Origin of the sequence: Psychrobacter sp. TB15 (genome assembly GCF_000511655.1) — a bacterium.
Taxonomy (GTDB): domain Bacteria; phylum Pseudomonadota; class Gammaproteobacteria; order Pseudomonadales; family Moraxellaceae; genus Psychrobacter; species Psychrobacter submarinus.
Genome location: NZ_AYXN01000037.1, coordinates 137,027 through 163,864 on the forward strand (window position 1 = coordinate 137,027; position 26,838 = coordinate 163,864).

General features: G+C 45.8%; 22 protein-coding genes. 15 read left to right on the forward strand and 7 right to left on the reverse strand.

From position 1 onward, the window contains the following. Nucleotides 1-35 precede the first annotated feature (35 nt). The 7 genes from W234_RS0109575 (at nucleotide 36) to W234_RS0109605 (ending at nucleotide 7,159) form a co-directional block, all read left to right on the forward strand. Nucleotides 36-773 carry a MotA/TolQ/ExbB proton channel family protein gene (locus W234_RS0109575; RefSeq protein ID WP_025646642.1) on the forward strand — a complete coding sequence of 246 codons (738 nt, stop codon included), beginning with the start codon at nucleotides 36-38 and terminating at the stop codon, nucleotides 771-773. Nucleotides 774-833: 60 nt separating this feature from the next. Next, a complete protein-coding gene (locus W234_RS0109580) occupies nucleotides 834-1,265 on the forward strand; it encodes an ExbD/TolR family protein (RefSeq protein WP_025646643.1) in 432 nt (143 codons plus the stop codon). Between the two features lie 197 nt (nucleotides 1,266-1,462). Continuing rightward, nucleotides 1,463-3,247, forward strand: coding sequence for a lipid A export permease/ATP-binding protein MsbA (msbA, locus tag W234_RS0109585; protein ID WP_025646644.1), 1,785 nt, complete (start codon nucleotides 1,463-1,465; stop codon nucleotides 3,245-3,247). A 208-nt stretch (nucleotides 3,248-3,455) separates the two neighbouring features. Next, nucleotides 3,456-4,598 carry a tetraacyldisaccharide 4'-kinase gene (gene lpxK / locus W234_RS0109590; protein ID WP_025646645.1) on the forward strand — a complete coding sequence of 381 codons (1,143 nt, stop codon included), beginning with the start codon at nucleotides 3,456-3,458 and terminating at the stop codon, nucleotides 4,596-4,598. 47 nt (nucleotides 4,599-4,645) lie between these two features. Beyond that, on the forward strand, nucleotides 4,646-5,485 hold the full coding sequence (gene kdsB, locus W234_RS0109595; protein ID WP_037059515.1) for a 3-deoxy-manno-octulosonate cytidylyltransferase: 840 nt from the start codon (nucleotides 4,646-4,648) through the stop codon (nucleotides 5,483-5,485). A 97-nt stretch (nucleotides 5,486-5,582) separates the two neighbouring features. After that, on the forward strand, nucleotides 5,583-6,695 hold the full coding sequence (locus W234_RS0109600; protein ID WP_025646647.1) for a DNA polymerase III subunit delta': 1,113 nt from the start codon (nucleotides 5,583-5,585) through the stop codon (nucleotides 6,693-6,695). A gap of 116 nt (nucleotides 6,696-6,811) precedes the next feature. Continuing rightward, nucleotides 6,812-7,159, forward strand: a complete 348-nt coding sequence (locus W234_RS0109605; protein WP_025646648.1) for a PilZ domain-containing protein — start codon at nucleotides 6,812-6,814, stop codon at nucleotides 7,157-7,159. Between the two features lie 70 nt (nucleotides 7,160-7,229). On the opposite strand, the gene ppk2 is transcribed toward W234_RS0109605, so the two are convergent. After that, nucleotides 7,230-8,309 (reverse strand): polyphosphate kinase 2, encoded by a 1,080-nt coding sequence (gene ppk2, locus W234_RS0109610; protein WP_264673184.1) that lies wholly within the window; start codon nucleotides 8,307-8,309, stop codon nucleotides 7,230-7,232. 184 nt (nucleotides 8,310-8,493) lie between these two features. Beyond that, nucleotides 8,494-10,353, reverse strand: coding sequence for an acetyl-CoA C-acetyltransferase (locus W234_RS13920; protein ID WP_025646650.1), 1,860 nt, complete (start codon nucleotides 10,351-10,353; stop codon nucleotides 8,494-8,496). Between the two features lie 647 nt (nucleotides 10,354-11,000). Between W234_RS13920 and W234_RS0109620 the strand changes: the two genes are divergently transcribed. From W234_RS0109620 to W234_RS0109635, 4 genes are all read left to right on the forward strand, one after another. Further along, nucleotides 11,001-12,401: a 3-oxoacyl-ACP reductase gene (locus tag W234_RS0109620; protein ID WP_025646651.1), complete on the forward strand. Its 1,401-nt coding sequence runs from the start codon at nucleotides 11,001-11,003 to the stop codon at nucleotides 12,399-12,401. Between the two features lie 209 nt (nucleotides 12,402-12,610). Continuing rightward, a complete protein-coding gene (locus W234_RS0109625; protein ID WP_025646652.1) occupies nucleotides 12,611-13,528 on the forward strand; it encodes a MaoC family dehydratase in 918 nt (305 codons plus the stop codon). A gap of 215 nt (nucleotides 13,529-13,743) precedes the next feature. Beyond that, nucleotides 13,744-14,259 (forward strand): beta-lactamase hydrolase domain-containing protein, encoded by a 516-nt coding sequence (locus tag W234_RS0109630; protein WP_025646653.1) that lies wholly within the window; start codon nucleotides 13,744-13,746, stop codon nucleotides 14,257-14,259. 124 nt (nucleotides 14,260-14,383) lie between these two features. After that, nucleotides 14,384-15,760 carry an EstA family serine hydrolase gene (locus W234_RS0109635; protein WP_037059516.1) on the forward strand — a complete coding sequence of 459 codons (1,377 nt, stop codon included), beginning with the start codon at nucleotides 14,384-14,386 and terminating at the stop codon, nucleotides 15,758-15,760. A gap of 11 nt (nucleotides 15,761-15,771) precedes the next feature. Here the strand turns inward: W234_RS0109635 and W234_RS0109640 are convergent, their stop codons facing one another. From W234_RS0109640 to W234_RS0109650, 3 genes are all read right to left on the reverse strand, one after another. Beyond that, complete coding sequence (locus W234_RS0109640) at nucleotides 15,772-17,022, reverse strand: cation:proton antiporter (RefSeq protein ID WP_025646655.1); 1,251 nt, start codon at nucleotides 17,020-17,022, stop codon at nucleotides 15,772-15,774. Nucleotides 17,023-17,268: 246 nt separating this feature from the next. Next, complete coding sequence (ilvD, locus tag W234_RS0109645; RefSeq protein WP_025646656.1) at nucleotides 17,269-19,155, reverse strand: dihydroxy-acid dehydratase; 1,887 nt, start codon at nucleotides 19,153-19,155, stop codon at nucleotides 17,269-17,271. Between the two features lie 134 nt (nucleotides 19,156-19,289). Beyond that, on the reverse strand, nucleotides 19,290-20,087 hold the full coding sequence (locus tag W234_RS0109650; RefSeq protein ID WP_025646657.1) for a hypothetical protein: 798 nt from the start codon (nucleotides 20,085-20,087) through the stop codon (nucleotides 19,290-19,292). 237 nt (nucleotides 20,088-20,324) lie between these two features. Here W234_RS0109650 and W234_RS0109655 point away from each other — a divergent pair, with 237 nt between their 5' ends. From W234_RS0109655 to W234_RS0109670, 4 genes are all read left to right on the forward strand, one after another. Next, entirely contained in the window at nucleotides 20,325-20,768 is a 444-nt protein-coding gene (locus W234_RS0109655) for an HIT family protein (RefSeq protein WP_025646658.1), read from the forward strand. 321 nt (nucleotides 20,769-21,089) lie between these two features. Next, a complete protein-coding gene (locus tag W234_RS0109660; protein ID WP_025646659.1) occupies nucleotides 21,090-23,171 on the forward strand; it encodes a BCCT family transporter in 2,082 nt (693 codons plus the stop codon). 129 nt (nucleotides 23,172-23,300) lie between these two features. Continuing rightward, entirely contained in the window at nucleotides 23,301-24,347 is a 1,047-nt protein-coding gene (dusB, locus tag W234_RS0109665; protein WP_084212653.1) for a tRNA dihydrouridine synthase DusB, read from the forward strand. 257 nt (nucleotides 24,348-24,604) lie between these two features. Then, complete coding sequence (locus tag W234_RS0109670) at nucleotides 24,605-25,492, forward strand: SDR family NAD(P)-dependent oxidoreductase (RefSeq protein ID WP_025646661.1); 888 nt, start codon at nucleotides 24,605-24,607, stop codon at nucleotides 25,490-25,492. A gap of 267 nt (nucleotides 25,493-25,759) precedes the next feature. Here the strand turns inward: W234_RS0109670 and W234_RS14680 are convergent, their stop codons facing one another. Further along, nucleotides 25,760-25,903 (reverse strand): hypothetical protein, encoded by a 144-nt coding sequence (locus W234_RS14680; protein ID WP_178377961.1) that lies wholly within the window; start codon nucleotides 25,901-25,903, stop codon nucleotides 25,760-25,762. A 99-nt stretch (nucleotides 25,904-26,002) separates the two neighbouring features. Then, the gene (locus tag W234_RS0109680) at nucleotides 26,003-26,836 is read right to left on the reverse strand and encodes a cation transporter (protein WP_025644116.1); all 834 of its coding nucleotides are present in this window, start codon (nucleotides 26,834-26,836) and stop codon (nucleotides 26,003-26,005) included. Between the last annotated feature and the right edge of the window lie 2 nt (nucleotides 26,837-26,838).

A 26,838-nucleotide genomic window follows, 5' to 3' on the forward strand; every position in this document is an offset into this window, starting at 1 on the left:
AAGCATATTAAAAAATCTCAAAAAAGAGAAGCCTTATGTGGGAGTTGGTAAAAGCAGGCGGTTGGTTAATGATGCCCATTGTCATCTGTTCAGTTGTGGCGCTTATTATCATTATCGAACGGAGTAGTACTCTGCAGTTCAATAAAGTGGTACCGATAAAACTGCGTGAGCAGCTGATCAATCGCTTACGCGAGAACGGAACTATTGGCCGCACTCAGCTGGTCAATGTCAAAGAAAAAACTCCTTTAGGCGATATTCTGGCGACCGGTTTGCTCTATCGCCAGTATGGGCTTGACTCTATGACAATGCATATGCAAAACCGGGCGAGCGTGCAAATTCATCAATTGGAAAAGAATATCAATATGCTCGGTACAATAGGGGCTATAGCGCCGCTATTAGGCTTGTTAGGAACCGTACTGGGTATTATTTCATCGTTTTTAGCCATTACCGATGGCGCTATGCAAGATCCGACTTTGCTGGCCGCTGGCGTCTCGCAAGCGCTGATTACTACTGCTGCTGGGATGATTGTCGCTATACCGGCGCTGGTTGCCTACCGCTACTTTCAGCGGCGTATCGTTGATATTAACGCTCATTTTGAGACTGAAGCGGGGCTGATGATTCAAGAGCTTTATGATTATAAGCTGCTAAATGTCGCTCATAATTCAGCCTATGATCCAGCTCTGTTAGCAGGCGATAAAGCTGGTGTAGAGCGCTCAAATACTCAGCACAGCCATGATCATTCTTTAAACAAATCTTTTAGCTTAGAGTCTTAGTTAAAGATTGGCTCAAATACTGAAATATTGACACTACTTAGCACTATCAAAGAGATTGCTATGCGTTTTAGAAAGCCTACTGTCGAGCCGCTTGAGATCAATCTGACGCCAATGATTGATTGCTTGCTGTTTTTGATTATATTTTTATTGCTTGCAACCTCGTTTAATCACTTCAGCCGCCTCAATATTATCCTGCCTGAAGCAGAGGGCGTTGATGTTGTGGAGCAGCAAGAGAGTATCGAGGTGGCGGTACAAGAAGACGGTAGTTATCTGGTCAATGGTATAGCACTTGCCAGCAGTAATGCCGCAGAATTGACCAGTTTACTTCAGCAAGAGGCAGGAAGTAATCGTCAGCTGCTGTTCGTGATTGCCGCTGATGCAAATGCCACTCATCAATCCGTAGTACAAGTGATGGATGTCGCTGGCAAACTGGGATTTTTAAATATTAATATCAGTACTGTCGTGCCGCTAGGTCAGCCGCTGCCGCCCTAATTACGCGCAAAACGACAGAAAAACCAGCATTATCATTGAGTCATTAAACCATTGATAATACGTTTGTTCATCTGCCATACCCTATATCCACCGTCTTTTGCAGACATAGCTATCTTCTCCCTCATGATGGTATACTTTGTCGCAGTTTTCAGCCGCTCTGGTAAGAGTAATTCCTTTTGTTTTAACTTGGGGCTTTTATGAGCCAATCTCGCCTATCACATACTCATAATAATAAGGCTAAAGCTCAGCCTGAGCGAGTAGCACCGCCCAAACATAAGACCTTACTGCGCTTGCTACGTTATTTAAAGCCATATTGGTGGGCACTATTACTGACTGTGCTTGGCTTTGCGATTAATGCGGCTACTGAGATTTGGATTGCTAAGCTGCTGCAGTACATTACTGACGCAATTAATCAAAACGATCAAGCCAAACAAAACCTATTTCCTTTGTTGATTATTGGTTTATTTTTCGTGCGCGGCGTTGGGAGCTTCTTAGGGAACTACTATTCAGCGCTAGTGTCCAGAAACTTAGTCTATGAGCTGCGAGTAGAGGTCTTTAACAAGCTTTTACGGCTACCAAGCTCGTTTTATTTGGCCAATCCTGCCGGTACCATCTCCTCAAAGCTTATCTTCGATGTCGAGCAGGTCACTGCTGCCAGTACCGACTCTATGAAGACAGTGTTACGCGATGGTCTAACGGTTGTGGCTTTGATAGGCTTTTTACTCTACAGTAACTGGCGATTGACCCTGATTTTGTTTTTGGTTCTGCCGCCTATCTTATGGCTGATCCGCATCGCCTCTAAGCGTTACCTTAAGCTCTCAAAGGGTATTCAGCAAACGATGGGCGATGTCAGTCATATCACCAATGAGGTCATTGGCGGCTATCAAGTGGTCAAAAACTATGGTGGTCAGGCTTATGAGTCGAAGCGCTTTGATAAGACGTCTAAGAAAAACCTACGTCAAGGCATGAAAGTTGTTGTGACCAATAGTATTAATACTCCAGCGGTGCAGCTACTGATGGCGATGGCGATGTCGGTGGTGGTGTGGTTGGCGCTGCGTCCGCAAGTCATCAATAACATCTCGGCAGGGGAGTTTATCTCTTATATTGCCGCCGCTGGACTACTGAGTAAACCGGTACGCTCATTGACAGACGTCAATCAAAAATTGCAAAAGGGCATCGCAGCGGGTGAGTCGATATTTGCGCTGATCGATGAGCCTGAGGAGCAAGATACCGGCACTTTAAACCCCAAACTCTCAGGCGCTCTACAATTAGATAAAGTCGGCTTAGTTTATCCTGACTCAACGGTAGCTTTACAAGACTTTAGCTTAGATATAAAAGCAGGCGAAACGGTAGCGCTAGTCGGGCGCAGCGGCGCTGGCAAGTCATCATTGGTCAATTTGTTGACGCGGACATTAGCGACGTCTTCAGGTCAGATCACGATGGATGGCATGCCTATTGAAGAGATTACTTTGGAGAGCCTACGCTCGCAGATTGCGATGGTCAATCAGCAAGTGGTGCTGTTTAATACGAGTGTCTTTGAGAATATTGCTTATGGTAGTTTGGCGACCAAAAGCCAAGCTGAGGTTGAGCGCGCGGCAAAAGATGCTTTTGCCCATGAGTTTATTATGAAGATGCCGCAAGGTTATCAAAGCCAAATAGGCGCAGAAGGACTGCAGCTCTCTGGGGGCCAGCGCCAGCGCTTGTCGATTGCGCGTGCGCTATTAAAAGACGCGCCTATTTTGATCTTAGATGAGGCAACGAGTGCCCTTGATAATGAGTCGGAATATTATATCCAGCAAGCGCTCGATAATGTTATGAAAGATCGCACCACCTTAGTTATCGCTCACCGCCTGACCACTATCGAGTCCGCTGATCGCATCGCTGTAATGGATGGCGGGCGTATCGTTGAGATTGGTACGCATGACTCGCTGCTACAACAGCAAGGCTATTACGCGCAGATGTATGAGCGCGATTTTGAGTAGTAAAAGATAAGCGACTGCTATATAGTCAGTTCGAAATAAAGTCGATACGCTTAATATGAACGCGCAACTGGTATTCATTTTTCTTGCATGCTGTGTCTTCGCTGTTTCGATGTTGCGCAAAATTAATTCCAGCTGCACCGCATCGGTTTTAAAGTGATTCAACTATACTTCCCAAATCAGATGGCAACCTAAGAGCATCGTTAGCGCTATGAAACTAGAAACACTAATTACTAAAGCATGGCAGCGAGAAGCGCTTTGGCTTTGGTTGTTACTGCCGTTAAGTGCGCTATACGGACTACTAACTGCTATACGCCGTAGAGCCTATCAGCTAGAGTGGCTGAAAAGCTACCGCGCTCCTGTGCCGGTTATGGTCATCGGTAATATCAGCGTAGGCGGTAGTGGCAAAACGCCATTAATTATCAGCTTAGTGCACTATCTGCAGCAGCGCGGCGTCAAAGTCGGCGTCATCAGTCGCGGCTATGGCGGTGACACTGCGCAAATGCCAACGCTGGTGACTAAAGATAGCCTGCCAAGTGCCGTCGGCGACGAGCCTTGTTTGATCGTTGGTACAACTGGCGTGGCTATGGCGGTCTGCCCGAATCGTAAGCAAGCGATAACCACTTTGCTTGAGGCTCATGGGGATATCCAGCTGATTATCGCTGATGATGGCTTACAACATTATGCTATGCAGCGCGATATTGAATGGATTGTGGTGGACGCTGCACGCGGCTTTGGTAATCGCCAGTTGTTGCCAGTAGGCTATCTACGCGAGCCGCTATCACGGCTTAAAGACAGCACAGTCATTTACCACCAAAAACTTGACGGTCTCATCTTAAGCGATAGCCAGCTAGCGACAGATAAATTAACCATGCATTTACAGCCTAGTTCATTAGAGCAGCTGCTAGCGCACGAATTATCACAGATCGGTACGGAAAGCATCAGTCAGCCTGTAGCACCTGAAGCTGGCAGTACGGTACACGGCGTTAGCGGTATTGGCTATCCGCAGCGGTTTTTTGATACTTTGCGTACACTTGGTTTACAAGTCATTGAGCACCCTTATCCTGACCACTATGACTTTAGCTTAACTGAGCTATGGCAATATACTGAGCATCCTATCGTGGTCACTAGCAAAGATGCGGTGAAGATAAAAGCGTTATGGTTGCAACAGCAACAACACGCTGCGAGTAGCGAAGCAGCTAAGATTGATCAGGACTGGCATGCGCTCGCTGCTAGGCTTTGGGTGTTACCTGTAAGCGCAGAATTATCCGCTGCTTGCTATCAGACGCTAGAGCAGCAACTCAAAGCGTTAGGTATTAACACTGCATCAATAGATACTGCCGCTTACGACTGAGCGCTTAACCCACAGTTTTAGCGCTGTGATTTATTATGGAAATAGCTATGACAACTGTACCTTTTAAGACTCACATCGTCATTCCGGCGCGCTTTAAAAGCACGCGCTTACCGGGGAAGCCGTTATTAGAGATACATGGCAAGCCTATGATCTTATGGGTGGCAGAAAAAGCCCGAGCAGCAGATTTTGCGGACGATATGTGTATCGCAACTGACGATGAGCGCATTGCTAAGCTTTGCATAGAAGCGGGCTTTGAGGTGGTTATGACCCGTCACGATCACGCTTCAGGCACTGATCGTCTTGCAGAGGTCGCTGCTATTAAAGGCTGGAGCAAAGAAGATATTGTCATTAATATGCAAGGCGATGAGCCGTTAGTGCCACCTTTGCTGTTAGAACAAGTCAAAACGCTACTGGTTAAGGATAGCGCTAGCGTCATGGCAACTTTATATGAGCCAATCGAAGACTTCGAGAGCTTTATGCGCCCCTCAGTGGTCAAAGTCGTGAATGCTACCGTCAATCAGCAACAGCGCGCGCTTTATTTCAGCCGCGCGCCTATTCCTTGCGATCGTGACCTAGCTTTAGCGATGGCTTGCGATAATAAAGACGGAGCATCACTAGATATAGACCCTAAACCGCCAAAAGCAGCTTATCGTCATTTGGGTTTATATGCTTATAGAGTCAGTCTGCTAGAGCAGTTCGTGGCGTGGCCACAAACACCGCTTGAAGTGCTTGAGAGCTTAGAGCAATTGCGTATTTTAGAAAACGGTGGTCACATTGCGATTGCTGCTGCCGCGTTACAATTACCGGCGGGAGTAGATACGCAGGACGACTTAGATCGGCTCAACGCTATGAGCATAATTGATTTCCAGCAATACCATAACTCATAGGTTTCTAAAACTAATAGTTAAATAACCTAAGCAAAACGTTTGTGAAAACTCATTTGCAGATGCCGGTTGAGGGTAACAATTAAAGGTAATAAGGAATATGACCGACAGTATTTATTTTGCGCCGTTATTACCTTGGCAGCAGTCGCTATGGGATCAGCTGACTGAGCGCTTACTCATGCCGCCGCATCACTTACCGCATGCATTGCTAGCGGCAGGGATGTCAGGGATGGGTAAACGGGCGTTTGTCTGGCGCTTTGTCGCTTGGCTACTGTGTCACCAGCAAGCCAGTCATCGGCAAGGCGCTTGCGGTCATTGTGAGAGCTGTCAGTGGCTAAGATCAGGGACCCATCCAAGCTTACAAGTATTGCCTTTAGCAAGTTTGCCGCTTGCAGCTGAGCCAGATAATGCTCAAGAAGGCACTAAGTCTAATTCTAAAAAATCGAATAGCAGTAATAAGTCATCCAAAGCCAGTAGTAAGGCGCAAGTCACTATCAAAGTCGATGATATTCGCGCGCTGCAGCCTTTTATTTATCAAGGCGGGCAGGGGGTGCGGATTTGTGTATTGGACTATGCCGAGCAAATGACTATCGCCGCCGCTAATGCGCTATTAAAGACATTGGAGGAGCCGCAAGCGCAAGTCCATCTATTTTTACTAAGTGATACGCCGAGCAAATTACTTCCGACTATCAAGAGCCGAGTACAGCAATTGCCTTTGCAGCATATTGAGCCTTCAGTGTCAGCCGACTATGTACAGCAGGCGCTTGGCAGCACCATCAATCGCGAAGCGGTCAGTATTGATGAGATCCAGCAGCTTCTTCAGCTCGCCAATGGTGCACCTTTAGCTGCGATCGCTTTGGCACAAGCTGATTGGTATAGTAAACGCGCACTATGGCTGACGACTTGGCAGGCTCTGCGTAGCGGCAAGCGGAGCAGCCTAGCGGCAAGCGACTATTGGCAGCAGCAGCTGAACCTTGCCGACTTTATCAAATTAACCGAGCTTATGCTTTTGGATATTCGCCGGATAAATATGGGATTAGCAAGTATTCAAAACGATACTGAACTACCCAAAGCGCTAGCGCAGCACCAGCCAACAGAGATGTCGATGCAGGATATTGTCGATAGCTTGCAACACATTAAAATTTCTCTACAACAAAATGTCCAAGAGAAGTTCGCCTATGATAAGCTCATGCAAGCATTAGCAGAGTTATAACATATTGACCTTAAAAACTGCAGTGAGGCTCATACAACTGCTTTAGCTGTTATAAATATATAGTCAAATCTGCAATAAACCTTATATTCAAAAGCCTAACCTTCAAGGAGCTGATTATGGCGATGCCAGGACGCGGTGGAATTCTTACTTGTCATATCGAAGATATCACCACCTTATATGCCAGTTATTTGTCTTTTGTCGACAACGGCGCTTTATTTGTACCCAGCAACCTCGAGCAGTGTTTAGGCGATGAGGTGTTTGTGGCTTTTACTCTGCCAAACTCAAAAGAGCGTTTGCCAATGAGTGGCAAAGTAGTCTGGATCAATCATAAAGCCAACGCCCACCGCCCAGCAGGATTCGCGGTGCAAATCGGTAAAGATGTCACTGGCCAAAGAATTAAGAACGAAGTAGAGCGGCTGCTTGCCGGCAAGATAGACAGTCAACAAAACACTTATACGATGTAGGTTTTTGCCCTATTCTAAAAGATGTAGATTTTAAAATAGTCTACTATCTCTCAAGACCGTTCAATACTGCTCAATAACGCGATGGCACGTACATATCATCGGGGATAGGCTCGCGGTAGTACTCGTCATCACGCTTACGATCCGGCAGATCTACCTCTTCACGTGGTACTTCGACATAAGGGATTTGCTCTAGTAGATGAGCGATGCAATTAAGCCGCGCGCGCTTTTTATTATTACCCTCAACCACCCACCAAGGCGCTTCTGGGATATGAGTGCGCTCAAACATCGTCTCTTTGGCTTTAGTATAATCTTCCCAGCGTCGACGCGATTGTAAGTCCATCGGTGATAGTTTCCACTGCTTTAGCGGATCATGGATGCGGCTCATAAACCGTGAATGCTGCTCATCATCAGTAATTGAAAACCAGTATTTTACGAGGCGGATACCTGAGCGCACTAGCATACGCTCAAACTCAGGTACCGATTGAAAAAACTCTTCGTACTGCGCATCACTGCAAAACCCCATGACTCGCTCAACACCAGCACGGTTATACCAGCTACGATCAAATAAGACAATCTCGCCCGCCGCTGGCAAGTGTGCTACATAACGCTGAAAATACCACTGTGATTGTTCACGCTCGGTAGGCGCAGGTAGGGCGGCTACTCTACAAACCCTTGGATTCAGCCGCTGAGTGATGCGCTTAATCGCACCGCCTTTACCCGCAGAGTCGCGTCCTTCAAAGATAACGACAATGCGCTCGCCGCGATCGACCACCCAGTCTTGTAGCTTGATAAGCTCGCGCTGCAGGCGCACCAGCTCCTGAAAGTACAGTCGGCGATCCAGCCTTTCTTGTTCGCTCATCTCCCGCCCATCAAAACGAAAATCACGCACATAATCATCTATTTCGTTTTCTAGCTCTTCATCATAGGTATCGATTAAGTCTTGGTGCATTTTTCGACGAAGCTCATCGTCAAGAATGTCTTTTTCAATACGTTCGGCTAGGATGGCCTGTTCCTGATTGTATTGATCTAATTGCTCATGAGTGGTTAGAGATTGAAATTCAGTGGTTGTAAGTGGTTCTGTCATCACCTGTTTGTCAGAGCCAAAAATGATTTGTTTCATTTTTCTTAATAAAACTTTCGTCTTACCCATAAACATTACCTTTGTTTGACGTATCAGCTTTTTTTAATTACTATCTTGGTCGGTTCTATCATAGCAAAGTAAAGACAATAAAAAATGCCCTTTAAATACATTAAAGGGCATTTCTTTTGTCAACAAATATGTATTGATTAGAAGAACAGTTCAGCTTGTCTTCTTAACTTGAGAGGTATTGAGCTTACTTCTCTAAGATACAAGTGACGCCTTGACCACCAGCAGCGCAAATAGAGACAAGCGCACGGCCTGAGCCTTTTTCGTCGAGTAATTTAGCCGCTGTGGCTAAGATACGACCACCAGTTGCAGCAAAAGGATGACCAGCTGCTAGTGATGAACCGTTAACGTTAAGCTTGCTACGATCGATGGAACCTAGTGGCGCATCAAGACCTAAACGCTCTTGGCAGAAAGTCTCATCTTCCCAAGCGGCAAGCGTTGATAGTACTTGTGAGGCAAAAGCTTCATGAATCTCGTAGAAGTCAAAGTCCTGTAGGGTAAGACCTGCACGCTCAAGCATACGCGGTACGGCGTAAGCAGGTGCCATGAGTAAGCCTTCAGTTTCGCCAGACTTACCGATGAAATCTACCGCAGCGGTCTCTTGATGGACGATATAAGCCAATGGCTTTAGACCGCGCTCTTTGGCCCACTCATCGTTGGCTAATAGTACACATGATGCGCCATCGGTGAGCGGCGTTGAGTTCGCAGCGGTCATCGTTGGGTTGGCGTTTTTCTTGCCAAATACTGGCTTGAGCTTAGCGAGTTTTTCTAAAGTGGTGTCTGGGCGTAGGTTGTTATCGCGAGTCAGACCTTTATAAGGAGTGATCAAGTCGTCAAAGAAACCTTCGTCATAGGCACGCGCCAAGTTTTTGTGGCTATTGAATGCCAGCTCGTCTTGATCTTCGCGGCTGATGTTCCATTCAAGAGCAGTGATCGCTTGATGATCGCCCATAGATAAACCAGTACGCGGCTCGCCGTTTTGAGGAGAGTCGATGATGTCTTTTGGATTCAGACCCATTAGCGCTTTTAGACGCTGCTTGTTCGTCTTAGCCGCGCCTAGTTTGATCAAGACCTTACGTAGGCCATCACCGACTGCGATAGGCGCATCAGATGTGGTATCAACACCGCCAGTGATAGCTGAGTCGATAAGACCTAATGCGATTTTGTTCGCTGAAGCAAAGGTCGCTTGCAGACCAGTATTACAAGCTTGAGCGATATCATAAGTTGGCGTATGCGGGTTTAGTGCAGTATTCAGCGCCGCCTCACGAGTCAAGTTTAAGTCGCGGCTAAGCTTAAGTACCGCGCCGGCAACCACTTCGCCTATTTGCTCGTCTTGTAAGTTATAACGCTCGACTAGACCATTTAAGGCTGCGGTAAGCATGTCAATATTACTGGCATCGGCATAGGGACCATTTGAGCGTGCAAATGGAATACGGTTACCCCCTAAGATTGCAACGCGCTGCTGACCTGTGCTTGACGCTGCGCTTTTCTTTTTAGGCGTAGTGCGAGGTTTTTTGCTGGCGGCTTTTGTTTCGTCTTTTTTATCTGTCATAGCATCTTTCTCGGTAGTGTTGTTTTTAGTCGTGGTGCTTGTCTTAGTGCTGGCATTAGTGCTTTTGCTAGCAGTTGTGCGCTTGCTGGCTGGTTTTTCGTCAGCGCTGTTTTTACTAGAGCTATTCTTATCAGTGCTGTCTGTTTTGGCTTTATCAGCGCTATCCGTTTTTTCTTTGTCAGTGGTGGTAGACTCAGGAGCTGCACCAAGAGTAGCCAGCTCTTCCTCTTTAGCCGCTTTTTTATCGCTCGCTCTGTCTTCCGTGATCTTTGCTTTTTTATCCGCTTCAGCGCTATTCGCTTGCTCGGTAACCCGATTGCCATCGGCATCAAGAATATCGGTATGCTGCTTTAGGTCAGCGATAGAGTCATACTGCGCGTCGTTGTCTGTAGATGGTGCCGCACTTTGGCTGCTAGTCGTCGTTTTTTTGGCGCTATCATCGTCACCTTTGACGACTGTCGTTCCAACAATAGGGCTGTCTTTTTTGTTACTCATAAAAGTATCCTTAAAGTAGTAGTGAATGTTAGGGTATAAAAGTATTCGTCAATAAAATTAGTCAATACATAATATGATAGCTGCTAATCACAATAATTTTAATAACCTTCTTGTAGGGCTTTAGCAAATATTTACAAGGTAAAGCAACAAGAGTGCAAAAAGTAACCTGCAAAGATTAGACTGAGCAGTATCGACTAGGCTGAATACTGAGTGGCTCATTCAATAATATATTGTTATCATTGACAGTGTAGATCATAACTTATAGTAAGTACCGATCAGATTTTAACATAAGCGGATTTTTTTTAAATGATTATAGAGTAACTGTGCTGTCTACGTTTGTGCTTGCGGCACTCTATTGACTTTTATCTGGTTTGCAGATGGGGCTGGTAATTCGTTACTATAGACGCTTTAGACGCTTTGGTAAGGCGAGTTAAAAGCGGTTTAAGACGGTTATTAATAAATAGGGTTACGGTCGACAAGCGCTAACGTTAGCGATGACAAATTGGTTAAACTCTATAGTAGGCTTATTGTGGCCAAAAGCTGTATAGCCGGAATTACTAAACACTTATAATCATCGCCCAAGTGAGTCTTTATAATAGGTATTATTTTTTAGACTCTATTTTTATCTTTATATACAGGAGTATTTTATGTCAGACCGTTATGGTGATTTTGTACAATCTTCAATTGGTAAAAAAGTAGCCAAAAACTTAGGGTTGCCGCAGCCGGTAAGTCTAGATCGTTTTGAGAGCGGTCAACGTTTGGTACGTGGTAGCGTCTTAGTTGGCCGTGCCGAAGGCGATGACATGAGTGTCAGTAACTCAGTTGCGCGTATCTTATCTGACTTGCATGCTGAGGTTTATGTCAATAGCCGTGATGACGCCAAAGATGCGTTGATAGAGGCAGGTATCGAAGCCAAAGCCAATACAGGCAGCAAAGATAAGTTTAAAGTCTTACTATTTGATGCAAGTAACATCAGTAACGCCGATCAGCTCAAGCAAGTGTATGAGTTTTTTCATCAAGTCGCGCGTAGCGTTGAAAAGTCTGGCCGCGTGGTCATCATTGGTCGCCCGCCTGAAGATATCGACGATGTGCAAACTGCACTTGCTCAGCGCTCGCTTGAGGGCTTTGTGAAGTCAGTGGGTAAAGAGTTCAAACGCGGTATCACCGCACAGCTCATTTATGTGGCTAAAGGTAGTGAGAAGAATCTAGATTCAGCGCTGCGCTTCTTTACCTCAGCTCGCTCCGCTTATGTTTCAGGTCAAGTTGTCCGTGTTGGCGCAGGTAACACCATCGATATCGATTGGTCACAGCCTCTTGCGGGCAAAACGATGCTCGTCACTGGCGCAAGTCGCGGTATTGGCGAAGCTATCGCACGGGTATTAGCTCGCGAAGGCGCGCATGTGATTTGTTTAGATGTGCCGCAGCAACAAGCGGACCTACAAAATGTCGCTAGTGAAATCAGCGGCTCGACCTTGACTGTAGATATCACCAGCGCCGATGCAGGCGAACAGATCGCTGATGCTGCGCAAAAGCGCGGTGGCCTTGACGCTATTATCCATAATGCTGGCGTGACGCGTGATAAGACGCTTGCCAATATGGATGAGAAAAAATGGGATATGGTTATCGATATCAACCTAAATAGCGTAGCTGAGCTCAATAAGTACTTACTTGAAAAACAAGTGCTAAAAGACGATGCGCGTATCGTCTGCGTCTCTTCAATCTCAGGTATCGCCGGTAACTTAGGTCAGACCAACTATGCGACTTCAAAAGCAGGTGTTATCGGTTTAGTCGATGCAACTGCCAGACAATTGGCTAATGAAGGCAAAGGCATGACCATCAATGCGGTTGCCCCAGGCTTTATTGAAACACAAATGACAGAAGCTATCCCGTTCGCTATTCGTGAAGCAGGTCGCCGTATGAACTCTATGAGCCAAGGCGGATTACCTGTCGATGTGGCAGAAACCATCGCTTGGCTGGCGTCTCCTGCCTCTGGCGGCTTGAACGGTAATACGGTACGCGTCTGTGGTCAAAGCATGTTAGGCGCTTAATATACAGATTTTATGCAAGCTACTGATTTTATTAAGATAGTTTAAGTCAGCTCACATATACTTACGAAAAAAATACTAATAATTGTTAAGAAAGCTGCCCGAGGGTGGCTTTTTTATGATAAAAACACAGGAATAGATAGCTATAAGACTTAAACCGTCAGCTCATTCGTTTTATTAAAAGTTTGCTAAGCCCTACCTAGGATAGATTTATGTCAGATACCCATTATGATGCCCTGCCAAAAGCGCATACCACATATGCCAATATCATCAAAAGCTTACTGCCAATCGGTGATAACACTAAAGTCAGTAAGGATGCATTGCCATCAGCTACTTATACTGTAGACGATTTACATATTGATCAAAGCAACTTGGATGATTATCGTAAAATTTGCGGCTTTAGTGACAACGGCAAGGTGCCGATTACTTATTTTGCGGTGCTATCACAGACCCTGCAGATGAATATGATGGTCAAAGAGCCATTCCCATTTCCGATGCTAGGGTTAGTACACGTTGACAACGTAGTGACTCAGCATCGTCCTATTGGTGAGCGTGAGACGGTGACCTTGTCAGTGAGTTTTGCTAATCTGCGTGATCATGCGCAAGGTCAGCAGTTTGATTTTGTGACGACGGTAAAATCGCAAGAAGACATCATTTGGGAGGGTACGTCTACTTATCTGGCTCGCGGTAAAAAACCTAAAGCCAATAGCACTGAGAGAAGTAAACCGCGCCCAGTGACCGTCAAGCCTATGGTTAATGAAAAAGGGGTGCATAAAGTATTTGAGGTGCCAGAGGATATCGGCCGCCGTTATGCTTTTATCTCAGGTGATTTTAATTTGATTCATCTGCATCCTTTATCAGCAAAAGCATTTGGTTTTCCAAAAGCTATCGCGCATGGCATGTGGTCAAAAGCAAAGTGCTTAGCGCTGATGAATGATCTGCCGGATGCTTATAGCGCTGAGGTGTCTTTTAAGTTGCCTATCTTCTTGCCTTCAGAAGTAGAGCTCATCGCTGAACCTGTCGATCAACTTGAAAGTAGCGATGATCGTTGTAATTTTGGCCTATATAGTGCCAAAAATGACAAGCCGCACTTAGCTGGCGTCGTCAAGTTAATAGAAGACTCGCAGTAATAAACAGCACCGTTTTATTTATATTGAAGTAACTCACATTTGAGTAAGTAACGCTGATAGATATTCGCTATCAGCGTTAAACTGCTTTAATTTCGGCACTAAATACGCTCAGTATTTTATGGGGTTACCGCACTAAACATACAACTGTTTAGCGCCAAGACAGCTAACTCAGCCATTCTTAATTATTCACTTACTACGTATCTTCTTTTATCATTATGAGCCAAAATACAACTCAATCGACACCATCACAAGATGCAGATACTCGCTACGACTCTGATAATGGTGTCGTCCTCACCGAGGCGCTGTCGCCTTATTTTCGACCTGCTGAGCAGACTATCGTGTGCGGAGCGCTTGATGAACAAAAAGTGAGCGCTCTTGCGCAGGCAGGCGTGGAGCTTGTCATCAACTTACAAGCCAATGAAGAGCTGGCCTTCGATGAGGCCAAAGCCGTTCAACAAGCTGGCATGGCTTACGAGCATTTGCCTATCGCTAGCGCCGCTGATCTCAAGCAGCTCAACATCTTAGCCTTTGATAATATTTTGCGTCAACATCACGGCAAAAAAACCGTCATGCACTGCGGCTCCGGCAGCAGAGTAGGCGCAGCTGTTGCCCTACGTGCAGGCTGGTTACGTGGCCGGAAGATGGATACTGCTATGGATCGTGGTCATAGCCATGGACTCACTGAGAAGCTTGAGCAAGAAACTTATAATCGGCTACTAGTACCGCGTTAAGCGATAAAAGGTTGCTAGCAGGCACATAGACGTTATAAATAAACAGGCGACCTATATTATATAAGTCGCCTGTTTATTTATAACTAAGTACTTTTATTAGCATAATTTTAAGGAAGAAATAACGATGAGCAAGAGTGTCAATAACGAGCTGCAACAAAAACTGCAACGCTTACTCAATGATTTGCAGCTAGAGGACGCGCCAGCAGGTGGCTCGGTAGTGGTTTATCAGGCAGGCGAGTTCGTAGCTGCTGCTAGCATAGGCCAAGCACAAAGCAATGAACAAAGCAATGATAAGTGGCAAGCAGATACTTTAGCGCTTAATTTTTCTACGGGTAAAGGCGTACTGGCGACGCTAGCACACGTTTTGGTCTCTGAGGGTATGCTGGCTTATGACGAGCCGATTGCCAGCTATTGGCCTGAGTTTGCGGCTAATGGGAAAGCAAAGATTACGCTACGCAAGCTGATGTCGCATCAAGCCAGTTTGTTCGCCATTAGTGCTATCGATGTGGATAACGCGACTTTATTAGACTGGCCGAGAATGCTTGAAGAAGTGGCGGCGATGCCGATCAATGAGATTGATGCTGCTGATCATTTTGTTAGTGCCTATAGCGCGCTGGTATATGGATGGATACTAGGCGGCTTGATAGAAAAAGCGACTGATATGACGCTAGCTGCCGCGCTAGGCAAGTATCTGACTGAGCCTTTAGGCATCGTGGGCAGCTGCTATTTTGGCGTGCCTGCAGATCAAGTCGATAAGGTCGCTAAATTAGCAAAAGACTTTATCAATACTGCGTCAGAAAATCGGTCACTGCCAACAAGACGCCATAAGCCAGTACTAAAAGCGGAGTCGGAGCAGACGTTAGCGGCTTATAGGCAGCTGCCAAGCTATGAGTGTTGGCAACAACTGGCTGACGAGAAAAAGTCTATATCACCAGCTGATAAAAAACAGCACGTTACGTCATTGACCGCTACGAAAATCAACCGTCTATACTTCGATCATAGCGCTATTAATGCCAGCAATTACCGCGCCGCACTAGTGCCAGCAAGTAAGCAACCTATCGATTACTATGACGCACAAACGCTGCAAGCGGTTATACCTGCAGCCAATGGTGTCGCTTCAGCGCAAGCTCTCGCCACTATCTACGGGATGCTCGCTAATGGCGGCGTATGGCAAGGTAAAACTTTGATAGATGCAGAGACGTTTGCACAGCTGTCTCAGCCGCAAGTGATAGGGATGGATGCAGTGATGCCTGCTTCGATGAATTGGCGCTTGGGTTATCATAAGCTCTTTAGTATATGTCAAAGTAGCGATGATAGCGTGACTCCAAGCACTGAGCAAGGGTTTGGTCATATGGGTTATAACGGTTCAGTGGCTTGGTGCGAGCCGTCGCGGCAGTTGTCTTTTGCTTTTATTCATAACTTCGATGTCACAATGCTAAATGATATTCGTCAATTTGCGCTGACCGAAGCAGTGATAAAGATGATTGATACGCAGGATTAAGCACACAGTCTTTACCGGCGTGATTTATCTGGTGTCATATTCAATAGTGACGGCGCGCTTAGCCCATGAATGAAGATAGAGATCAAGATGACAATGATGCAAACTATCCAAAGCTTAGTGGCATCAGCTTCGCTAAATAGATCTTTATTAAGCGCATAGGATAGATAGTACAGTGTACCAATACCGCGAATACCAAGTGCAGAGATGGCATACTTTTCGGTATGATGCATATTCAGCCCAGTGAGTCCTATAACGCCGCCGATGGGACGTATGAGAAACAAGAAGGCCAAGCTGACAAGGTACACCGACCACGTCAGCTCAATGTCAGAATGTAGCCATTGACCAATAAGCATACCAAAAGCTACCAAGATCACTGACATCAGCAGGCCCTCAGATTGCTCTGCAAAGTCGTGTAGCTTTTGATGGTATGAGTGTTCATGTTCTGAGCGGCGAAAAGCAAAGGCGGCGATAAATACCGCGATAAAACCATAACTATGCACGTATTCTGCTACCCCATAAGACAGCAAGGTTAACGCAATAACAGTGTAGCCCTGCGAGATATTGGTCTCATCAGAAGACTTCGAAAAAACAACTTTTGCTAAGAGTTTACCCACTAAGATACCGACGACAACGCCGGCTAATATCTTCCATAGTACCTCATAAGTAAACCACGACCACAACAGATCCCCAGTAATGCGCTGACCATCATTGTAGGCCTCAGCAATATTAATCGCTAAATAAACAAAGGGAAAAGCAAGACCATCATTGAGACCAGCCTCTGAAGTCAAAGTGAAGCGCGGGGTATCCTCACCGCCGCTATTTGGTGGCCCTACTTGAATACTAGACGCTAACACCGGGTCCGTTGGAGCGAGCACTGCGCCTAATAATATCGCTGCGCCTATAGTCAGTCCAAACGTGTAATAGCCGAGTACTGCCATAGCAAAAATACAGATCGGCATAGTGACCAGTAATAAGCGCAGCGTAGGACGCCATAAGTCCCAAGCCAGCTCAGTGTCTATCTTGATACCTGCGCCAACTAAAGACACCAATACCACAATCTCAGTCACCTTTTCGATGAGGAGGCCATTGTCTAAAGGGTTCAAAAAAGATAACGTCAGCCAAAAATAGCCAACGATCATCCCAAAGCCGACTTGCAGCATAGGCAACGAGATAGGGACGCGTTTGGAGATAATAGGAAAGATAGCCCCTAGTAAAAACGCGACGCCGCCTATCAACAGAATATAGTTATAATTTTCGATCATAAAAGTTGCGTATGCCTATAAGTTAGTATTCGCCAGTATCTAAATGGCCTGAATCGTTACTTATCATGTAGAAAAAGGCTAAACATTTCCGCAAAAAAACGTTATCACTTTAAAAAATACGTTGGTTTTTGGTAATAGCGCGTAGAGCAAACAGCGGCTACTGATAATAAGCCAGCTTATATAGACAACAAAAAAGCCAGCACTTAGGCTGACTTTTGAGGCGATAGCGTATTTATAAGTAAGCGATTAGCGCTCCACTTGACTGACATCACGTACCGCGCCAGTATCAGCGCTCGTCGTCATCGCCGCATAAGCACGTAGAGCAGGGGAGACGTGACGGGCACGATCAACGGGCTTCCATGCGTCGCGGCCGCGTGCTTCCATCTCTTCGCGGCGCGCTGCTAAATCCGCATCGCTCACGTCCATATTGATAGTACGGTTGGGGATATCAATGTGAATCGTATCGCCCTCGACCACTAAGCCAATAGCGCCGCCCTCAGCGGCTTCTGGGCTGGCGTGGCCGATAGATAATCCTGACGTACCGCCAGAGAAGCGGCCATCGGTGAGTAAAGCGCACTCTTTACCTAAGCCTTTAGACTTCAAATAAGTGGTTGGATAGAGCATCTCTTGCATGCCAGGACCGCCTTTAGGCCCTTCATAACGAATAATAACCACGTCACCTGCTACGATCTCATCGGATAATACCGCCTCGACAGCCGCATCTTGCGACTCAAACAGACGCGCGCGACCGGTGAACACTAAGATACTCTCATCGACGCCTGCGGTTTTGACCACGCAGCCTCGCTCGGCGATATTGCCGTAGAGTACAGCAAGACCGCCATCTTCTGAGTAAGCATGCTTAGCACTGCGGATACAGCCTGACTCGCGGTTGACATCGAGGTTAGGCCATTCTTTATCTTGCGAAAACGCTTCTGTCGTACGCACGCCGCCAGGAGCTGCTATATAACGCGCCCGCGCTTCAGTATTATCAGGATTCATGATATCCCATTTATCAAGAGCTGCGCGCATTGATGGGCTATGAATGGTAGGCACCTCTGTGCTCAATAAGCCCGCTCTATCTAACTCTGCTAGCAGTGCCATAACCCCGCCTGCGCGGTGTACATCTTCCATGTGGTACTTTTGCGTGGCAGGCGCGACTTTTGATAGGCAAGGCACACGGCGGCTGAGTCTATCGATATCAGCCATCTTAAAGTCAATCTCTGCTTCATTTGCCGCAGCGAGCAGATGCAAGATAGTGTTGGTTGAGCCGCCCATTGCGATATCGAGGCTCATAGCGTTTTCAAACGCCGCTTTGCTAGCGATAGAGCGCGGTAGTACCGAATCATCATCTTGCTCATAACGGCGTTTCGCCAAATCGACGATAGTACGACCCGCTTCTAAAAATAGCTCACGGCGTAGCGCATGTGTGGCAAGCAGCGAGCCATTACCCGGCAGCGATAGACCTAGCGCTTCGGTCAGACAGTTCATGGAGTTTGCGGTGAACATCCCTGAGCACGAGCCACAAGTTGGACAAGCAGAGACTTCGATCTCTCGTACATCTTCATCGCTGATGGTATCGTCAGCGGCGTCCATCATTGCGTCGACTAGATCTAATTTGCGAATAGCGCTACCTTGCGAGTCTTCATTATTATGGCTTTTGCCGACGGTACTAGCGACGACTTTACCCGCTTCCATTGGGCCGCCTGAAACGAAGACTACAGGAATATTGAGACGCATCGCTGCCATCAGCATACCGGGGGTGATTTTGTCACAGTTAGAGATACAGACCAACGCATCAGCGCAGTGAGCGTTGACCATATACTCCACAGAGTCCGCTATCAAATCACGGCTCGGCAACGAGTAGAGCATACCGCTGTGACCCATCGCAATACCGTCATCCACCGCGATAGTATTGAACTCTTTTGCCACGCCGCCTGCGCGCTCGATCTCACGTGCGACCAATTGGCCAAGATCTTTTAGATGGACATGACCGGGTACGAACTGCGTAAAAGAATTGGCAATAGCGATGATAGGCTTACCAAAGTCGCCATCCGTCATCCCCGTTGCGCGCCATAACGCTCGTGCGCCTGCCATATTGCGGCCACCAGTAGAGGTTTTTGAGCGATAATCCATGTGTTATTCCTTACTAATCTAATAAAGGGTACGTTTGTTTTTTGATGCCATCGTTAGAATGTAACAGTGATAATTTGTATTGATATCAATAGTAGACTGCCAGATAGCGCGCGGCACATAATCAGTGGCTAACGCTACTCAATGCGTTCTAGTATAGCCGCCTCAAACCAAGGCAGCTTAGGTTTGTGCTCTTCAAGTTTTGAGAGGATGCTTAGAGCGTGGGTAGCGGGTAACAGTTGGTAGTCATTGCCCGCAGCAATCGTCAGCACCCAATCATCGACACTGCTATCTTTATCGATACTATACTCATCGATGCTGATTAAAGCTTGTTTGTCGTTTTTGTAGAGCACATCAACGCGGCCAAAAAACTGCCAATCTTTAAAGGCAGCAATCACCGCATCAGCTTTGTTTTGGGTGTAAATTTGCTCAGTCGTCTTGGCCGTATTGGTCCAATGTAGCCGTACTGCTAATTGCAGCGCTTCACTAAAGACTACTAACGAGCCGATCACTTTGACATGCCAAGGCGTCGCTATCAAATCGGCGCTGATGCCCAAAGCTGCTGCCGCTTCTTTAGCACTCATCAGAGTATTAAACTGTGCCAGCAGCTTTGGCGTCAAAGGATGGGCCTGTTTAATAGCATCATCAAGGCTATCATAGTGATATAAGAATTGCAGCGGCAACTCCTGACTAACGGTTTTTTCGCTGATTTTGCAGTTATGAATGCGCCAACTAATAGCAGTATCCGTGAGCGCTTGTGCCAAAATAATCGCATTAGGGTCAATGACGTTTGCTTGCTTTTGTGACGAACCATCTTCAGCCTTAGCAGTAGATGTCATGTTATCTGATGACGCTAAGTTTGAGGAGTTTAAGGGAGTATTTTGATCAGTAGTCATATTCGTCGCTGATTGAGTCGGCAAGGCAGTTAAATCCATAACAGTTGTGTTATCAGAGTAGAGGTTTAATATAACATTGATAGCTAGAAAACGTTAATAAATTAGTGGAGTGACAGGGCAAAAGATCGGTTATAACTCTTTACTCTATCTAAAAAGCTGTCAGTCATTATTTATGCTCTCTTGCTATTTCGCTCACTATATTGCAGACTTCTTTTGTATTTGGATCGACGTTTTCAAAATATTTAGAACTAAAAATTACTATTAAGGATATAGACTATGAGTCAAAACAATCAACCTAGCCGCTACGATGACAATAACATCTTTGCAAAAATGCTAAAGGGTGAGATTCCATATCATAAGGTGTATGAAGATGATAAAACCCTTGCCTTTATGGATATCATGCCACAGGCCAAAGGTCATGTACTGGTCATTCCCAAACAAAAAGCAATCGATTTGGCTGATTTGGAGCCAGAATATGCGGCAGCGGTACTGATGACTGCCAAAAAAGTCATGCAAGCGCAGCGTCAAGTGTTTGAGCGCGAAGGTATCATCCAAATGCAGCTAAATGGTTCGCAAGCTGGGCAGACAGTGTTTCATTATCATATACATCTGCTACCTAGTAGTATTCATGAGTTAGGTCGTCATGCGGTGACACAAGCTGACAGCGATGAGCTTGCTACTATTGCAAAACAACTGGCTGAAGCTATAGATAATCAATAGTTTAAAGTACTGATAAGTACTAAACCAATAAGTACGAAAAGGTTATAACCTTAAACAATTTGATGCATTCAATAGGATGGCGAGCATTTCATCGTTGCAATATGGCATATCGAAAATCGCTCATTTCTCGATAAGGGCAGCTGTATAGTTGCCCTTTTTTTACCGTCTTCTTTTTACAGCCTTTTGGTCGGCTATTTATGACTCAGAAGTTTGTTAAAACTTACCTATATTTTTGGATTAATGCCGAGCTATGTTTTACATTGGGTTCAGCTTTATTTATGCTTATAAACGTTTTTGCGCCTAAAAAAGAGTCATAATACTATGAAAAATGAGAATCTGCGTTCTACGATTTTGATGCCGGTCTTTATACCGACAGCCATCGTAATGATACTGCTTGTCATTGGAGCTTCGGTGAATCCGCAACTGGCAAGCGGTCTATTTGAGCAAGTGCTTGTCTTTACTACAGAGGGTTTCGGCTGGTTTTACATGCTTGCCACGGCGCTGTTCTTGATATTTATTGTAGCTTTGGCTTTTTCTCCTTATGGCAGTATCAAGCTTGGCCCGGATCACGGCGACGCGCAATATAACTTTATAGAATGGTTTGCAATGCTGTTTTCAGCCGGCTACGGTATTGCCTTGTTGTTTTATGGGGTGGCTGAGCCGGTACTGCATTTTGCTACGCCGCCACTATCAGAACCACAAACGATTGCCGCGGCAAAAGAGGCCATGCAGATTGCTTATTTTCACTGGGGCTTTCATATTTGGGCGATTAATGGGGTAGTGGCGCTGACCTTGGCTTATTTTGCTTTTCGTCAAGGGTTGCCTTTGTCCATGCGCTCGACACTTTATCCTATCATAGGCGACAAGATATATGGACCTATCGGTCATGCGGTCGATGTTTTTGCTATTTTAGGCACGCTATTTGGCCTTGCCACAAGTTTAGGTATTTCAGTCTCGCAGATTAACACCGGTTTGAATTATTTGGTGCCAAGCATCCCTGTCAATACTACAGTACAGGTCATTGCGATTACACTGATAACGGCTCTGGCACTGATTTCCGTATTAGCAGGGATGGATAAGGGCGTAAAAAGGCTGTCAATATTGAATATGATACTAGCAACGGCGCTCATGTTGTTTGTATTCGTCGTCGGTCCGTCAGTCTTTATTTTGAATGCCTTTATGGAGAATACTGGCAGTTATTTGGGTAATATCGTTGAGCGTACCTTTAGCTTGCAAGCCTATCAGCATGGCGATTGGATCACCAGCTGGACGCTATTTATCTTTGCTTGGACGATTTCATGGTCGCCTTTTGTCGGGATATTTATCGCCAAGATTAGCCGCGGGCGTACGATTCGCGAGTTTATCGCTGGCGTCATGTTAGTGCCGACTATTTTTACTTTCTTTTGGTTTGCCGTCTTCGGTGATACCGCCTTAAACATGATTATGGTGCAAGGCTATGAGTCGCTCATTACGGAAGTACAGAACAACCAAGCGATTGCGCTGTTTAAACTGTTAGAGAACCTACCATTGACGCAAGTGGTGTCGGGGTTAGCAGTCGTGCTGATTATTACCTTTTTTATTACCTCGTCAGACTCAGGCTCACTAGTGATAGACTCGCTAGCGGCGGGTGGCCGTAGTGATACGCCAGCTTGGCAGCGCACGTTTTGGGTGCTTATCTTAGGGGTTGTGGCGTCTGTACTGCTGCTGGCAGGTGGTCTTCAAGCATTGCAGACGGCAGCTATCGTCAGTGCCTTGCCGTTTACTATGATTATCTTGATTGCGATGTTTGGTATGTGGCGCGCGCTCCGTATCGAGGGGCATCGTAATGAAAGCTTAGCCGACAACAATCATCTGCCGCCGCATCTATTAAAGCTTGAGGCTTGGCGAGATCGTATTGACTATATTACTGATCAGCCAAGTCGTGAGGAAGTGCTCGCTTATATTCAGGGTACGGTCATGGAGTCGATGACTAAGGTCGCTGAAAAATTCGCCGAGAGAGGCTGGGTACCTGAAGTCAATTACGATGATATCAATAATCGCGCGGTACTAGAGCTGCAGCGTGGAGATGATGTTGAGTTTTGGTATGAGGTGCGCCTATCTAATCATGAGCTGCCCGACTACTATGCCGAAGACACTGATGGCTCAGCAGACGACAAGACAGCAGTAGATAACACAGAAGAAGCGACACAAGAGCATCAGTACCGCGCGCAAGTGTATCTACGCCGCGGCGCTCAGACCTATGATCTCTATGGCTATCAATCGGAGTCAGTGATTAATGACATCATTGATCACTTTGAGAAGTACCTCAAGTTCTTACATGAATCTCCCAACAGCCTGCCGTGGCGTATGCAAGAGCATGATGACAATATTACCCTAGAGCAGGGCAGTGTGTTTGATAAGTAAGCGGCGCATCGCCTATTTGGAAGTCATATTGAAAGTCATAGCGGCAAAGGATTGACGTGAATGGCTTGCAATATGCGTACGAACCCTTAGAATAACGGCTTGTTTTCTATGCAAATCAAGCCGTTTTTTATGTCTATAAATACTTCTGCGAATTCTGCGATGGCTGATTCTTCAGCACCAGTTGCCGCTCAGCATCCCTTATTACAGCCGCTTGATATCGGTGGTCTGAGTATCGAAAACCGTCTGATGGTCGCGCCCATGGCCGGCGTGACGGACAACCCTTTTCGTAGACTGTGCAAATCTTTTGGCGCCGGGCATGCTGTCAGTGAAATGATCATCGCAGATACCGCGCTCTATGCCCGTAAAAAATCTTTATACCGAGCCAATTTCGATGGTGAGATTGCGCCAATATCAGCTCAGATAGCGGGCGCTGAGCCGGATAAACTTGCTGAGGCGGCGCGTTATCAGATCGACAACGGCGCCCAGATTATCGACATCAATATGGGCTGTCCGGCTAAAAAAGTCTGCCGTAAGCTTGCAGGATCGGCGCTATTGCAGGATGAGGATTTGGTTGCGCGTTTGCTTGATGCGGCGGTAAATGCCGTTGATGCGCCTGTGACGCTAAAGACGCGTTTGGGCTTTGAAAATGGCCGTGAAAATATCTTGCGAGTTGCCAAGCGCGCAGAGCAAGCAGGCATAGCGGCTATCGCCATTCATGGGCGTACGCGCGAGGATATGTACACAGGTAATGCCCGTTATGAGCTTATCCGCGCGGTCAAAGACAGCATCAATATTCCAGTGATTGCTAATGGCGATATCGATAGCGCGCAAAAAGCGCAACAAGTGTATGAGCTGACCGGCTGTGATGCGGTGATGATAGGCCGCGCCGCACAAGGCCAGCCGTGGCTGTTTCGCGATATTGAGCACTACTTGCGTACCGGTGAACAATTAGCTGCGCCTACTATCCGCGAGATCAAAGATATAGTGTTAGCGCACTTGCAAGAGCTGTATGACTTTTATGGTGAGTATTCAGGATGCCGTATCGCACGTAAACATATCGCTTGGTACACCACAGGTATTCCTAGTTCTAACGCCTTTCGTCAAGCGATGTATGGCGAGGAGAGTACAGCAGGACAGTTTCGAGTAGTGGAGGAGTTCTTACAAGCGCACGAATGATAGTAAGCCTTTATTTTTCTGCTCAAACGGTATGCAGCGTCAAAGCTAAGATGAAGTCACTAGATAAAACGTTCTCAAAGCACCTTTTACGCTTAGAGTGTCTCGATGACCATTGTATATATTCTCCAAATCAAGTAAAGTCAAAGACGCAGGTCTTACTATGTAGTCTTTATAGGAGTAGGGGCTATATTTTGCTCGAGGTTACGCTGTACACACAGCCAGTCACATATACAATAATTAAATAACAAGGATGTTTTATGGCAAACCCTTCAAAGAAAAAAATTAGCAAAGTCGTCAAAGGTAAAAATATTATCATCACCGGTGCTTCAAGTGGTATCGGCGAGCGTACGGCTTTTTTACTTAGTGAGTGCGGTGCACACGTTATCTTACTTGCCCGTACTGAAGAGAAGCTAAAAGTCGTCAAAGAAAACATTGAAGTATTAGGCGGCAAGGCCAGCTATTATCCTTGTGACTTGACCGACATGGATGATATCGAAAAGACTAGCAAGCTTATTCAAGAAGACTTCGACAGTATCGACGTTCTAGTCAATAATGCAGGCCGCTCCATCCGCCGCTCTGTTCATGAGTCAGTCAATCGCTTTCACGATTTTGAGCGCACCATGGATATTAACTATTTTGGCGCAGTTAAGATTATCCTGGCTTGCTTACCCGGCATGATAGAGCAAAAAACCGGTCAAATCGTCAATATATCCTCGATTGGTGTACTAGCCAATAGCCCACGTTTTGGCGCTTATGTCGCCTCAAAATCTGCTCTAGATGCTTTTAGTCGCTGCTTAGCTGCTGAGGTCAAAGGCGATAACATTACCATTACCAATATCTTTATGCCGCTGGTGCGCACGCCGATGATTGCACCGACCAAACTATATCGCTACATGCCAGCACTGATGCCTAATGAGGCGGCTATGATGGTAGCCAAAGCTATCGTGAAAAAACCCAATAGTATCGCCAGCGGCATGGGTAAGTTTGCCTCTGCAACTTATTCGCTAGCGCCAGCCATCAACGTTGGCATTCAGTCTATCGGCTATCGTATCTTCCCAAGCTCATCGGCTGCGCAAACGACAGATACTAAGCCTACTTTAGCGCAGCGCGCCTTTGCTAGAATCCTGCCAGGCGAGCATCATTAAAATAGCACTTTAGTGGACTTGGTATGAATAAAAAGGATGCTTCGGCGTCCTTTTTAGTTTTTCGTCAGTTTTGTTAAGGGAACAACGAGTGGTTCCCTAGTGAGGACTTGAATCTTTGGCTGTGAGCTAATGTTATTAAGGTTTCAACTTGCTGAGATAGCCACAGTGTACTTCATGATGTACTTACCATAGATATTCTATCTATGATCGGTGCGCTAGTGAGGACTTGAAGAGACCATCCCAGATTCTGTGTAACTGACGTTTAGATTAAATACTTACACAAAATTTAGGAAGGTCTCCCAGATTCTTATCAAAGACTTCATCATCTATTATTCGCCAAACGGCAACTTGCTGATGGTCTTTGGTGGTGACTAGATTTAAAGTTTGTTCAATCATTGCTTGAGGTCTCATATCCTTATGATGTTTATTTGCTTCAAACCCAGTTACTTTACACTTAGCGGTTTAATTAAGCTACTTACTTGAGCTATTTGCTTCAGTTATTAGGCTTGGCTACTTACTCAACTTCAATATTCTAAAGGCGCCCTGAATAACTAAAGCAAATACGATGCTACCAATAATCAAATCAGGCGTACTAGAGTGTAACCAATTAACCAAAATCCCTGCAACAATTACCCCTAAATTGATAATCACATCGTTTGAAGTGAAAATCATACTGGCTTGCATATGGGCTTCTTCTTCTTTGCTTTTCGATTTTTGTAGTAAATAGAGGCAAATCGAGTTTGCAATTAGCGCAAGAATCGATATGACTATCATGGTAGAAAAGTCAGGTAACTGCTCATTGCCAAAGAAACGTCTTAGTACTTCTAAAAAACCAAGAATCGCTAGCGTAATTTGAAAATATCCGGCAATTCTAGCAATCCGTTTTTTCTTAATGACCGTTCCACCGACCGCAAATAAGCTAATTCCGTACACGAAGCTATCTGCTAACATATCTAAGCTGTCGGCGACCAACCCCATCGAACGAGAAATCAGTCCCGTGCTCATTTCAATAATAAAGAAAGCAAAGTTAATGACCAGCACTATCCATAGTAGCTTTCTTTGCTCAGCATCTTTTTTGTGACTAGAGTCAGCATCAATTTTAAAATTATTGTTGGGATCAGAGGGGTCAATGGTTTCGGTCGAGAGTAGGGTGTCTCCTAATTTTAGGTCATGAATAGCAGTCTCTATCCCTTCTATATTGTCATGATGAAACACAGTTAATTGACGGTTAGGAATGTCGAACTCAAGATGTTCAATATTCGAGTGGCCCTCTAATTTCATTCGGATTAGGTTTTCCTCCGAAGGGCAGTCCATCTTCGATATTTTAAAAGTTGTTTTATTCATAG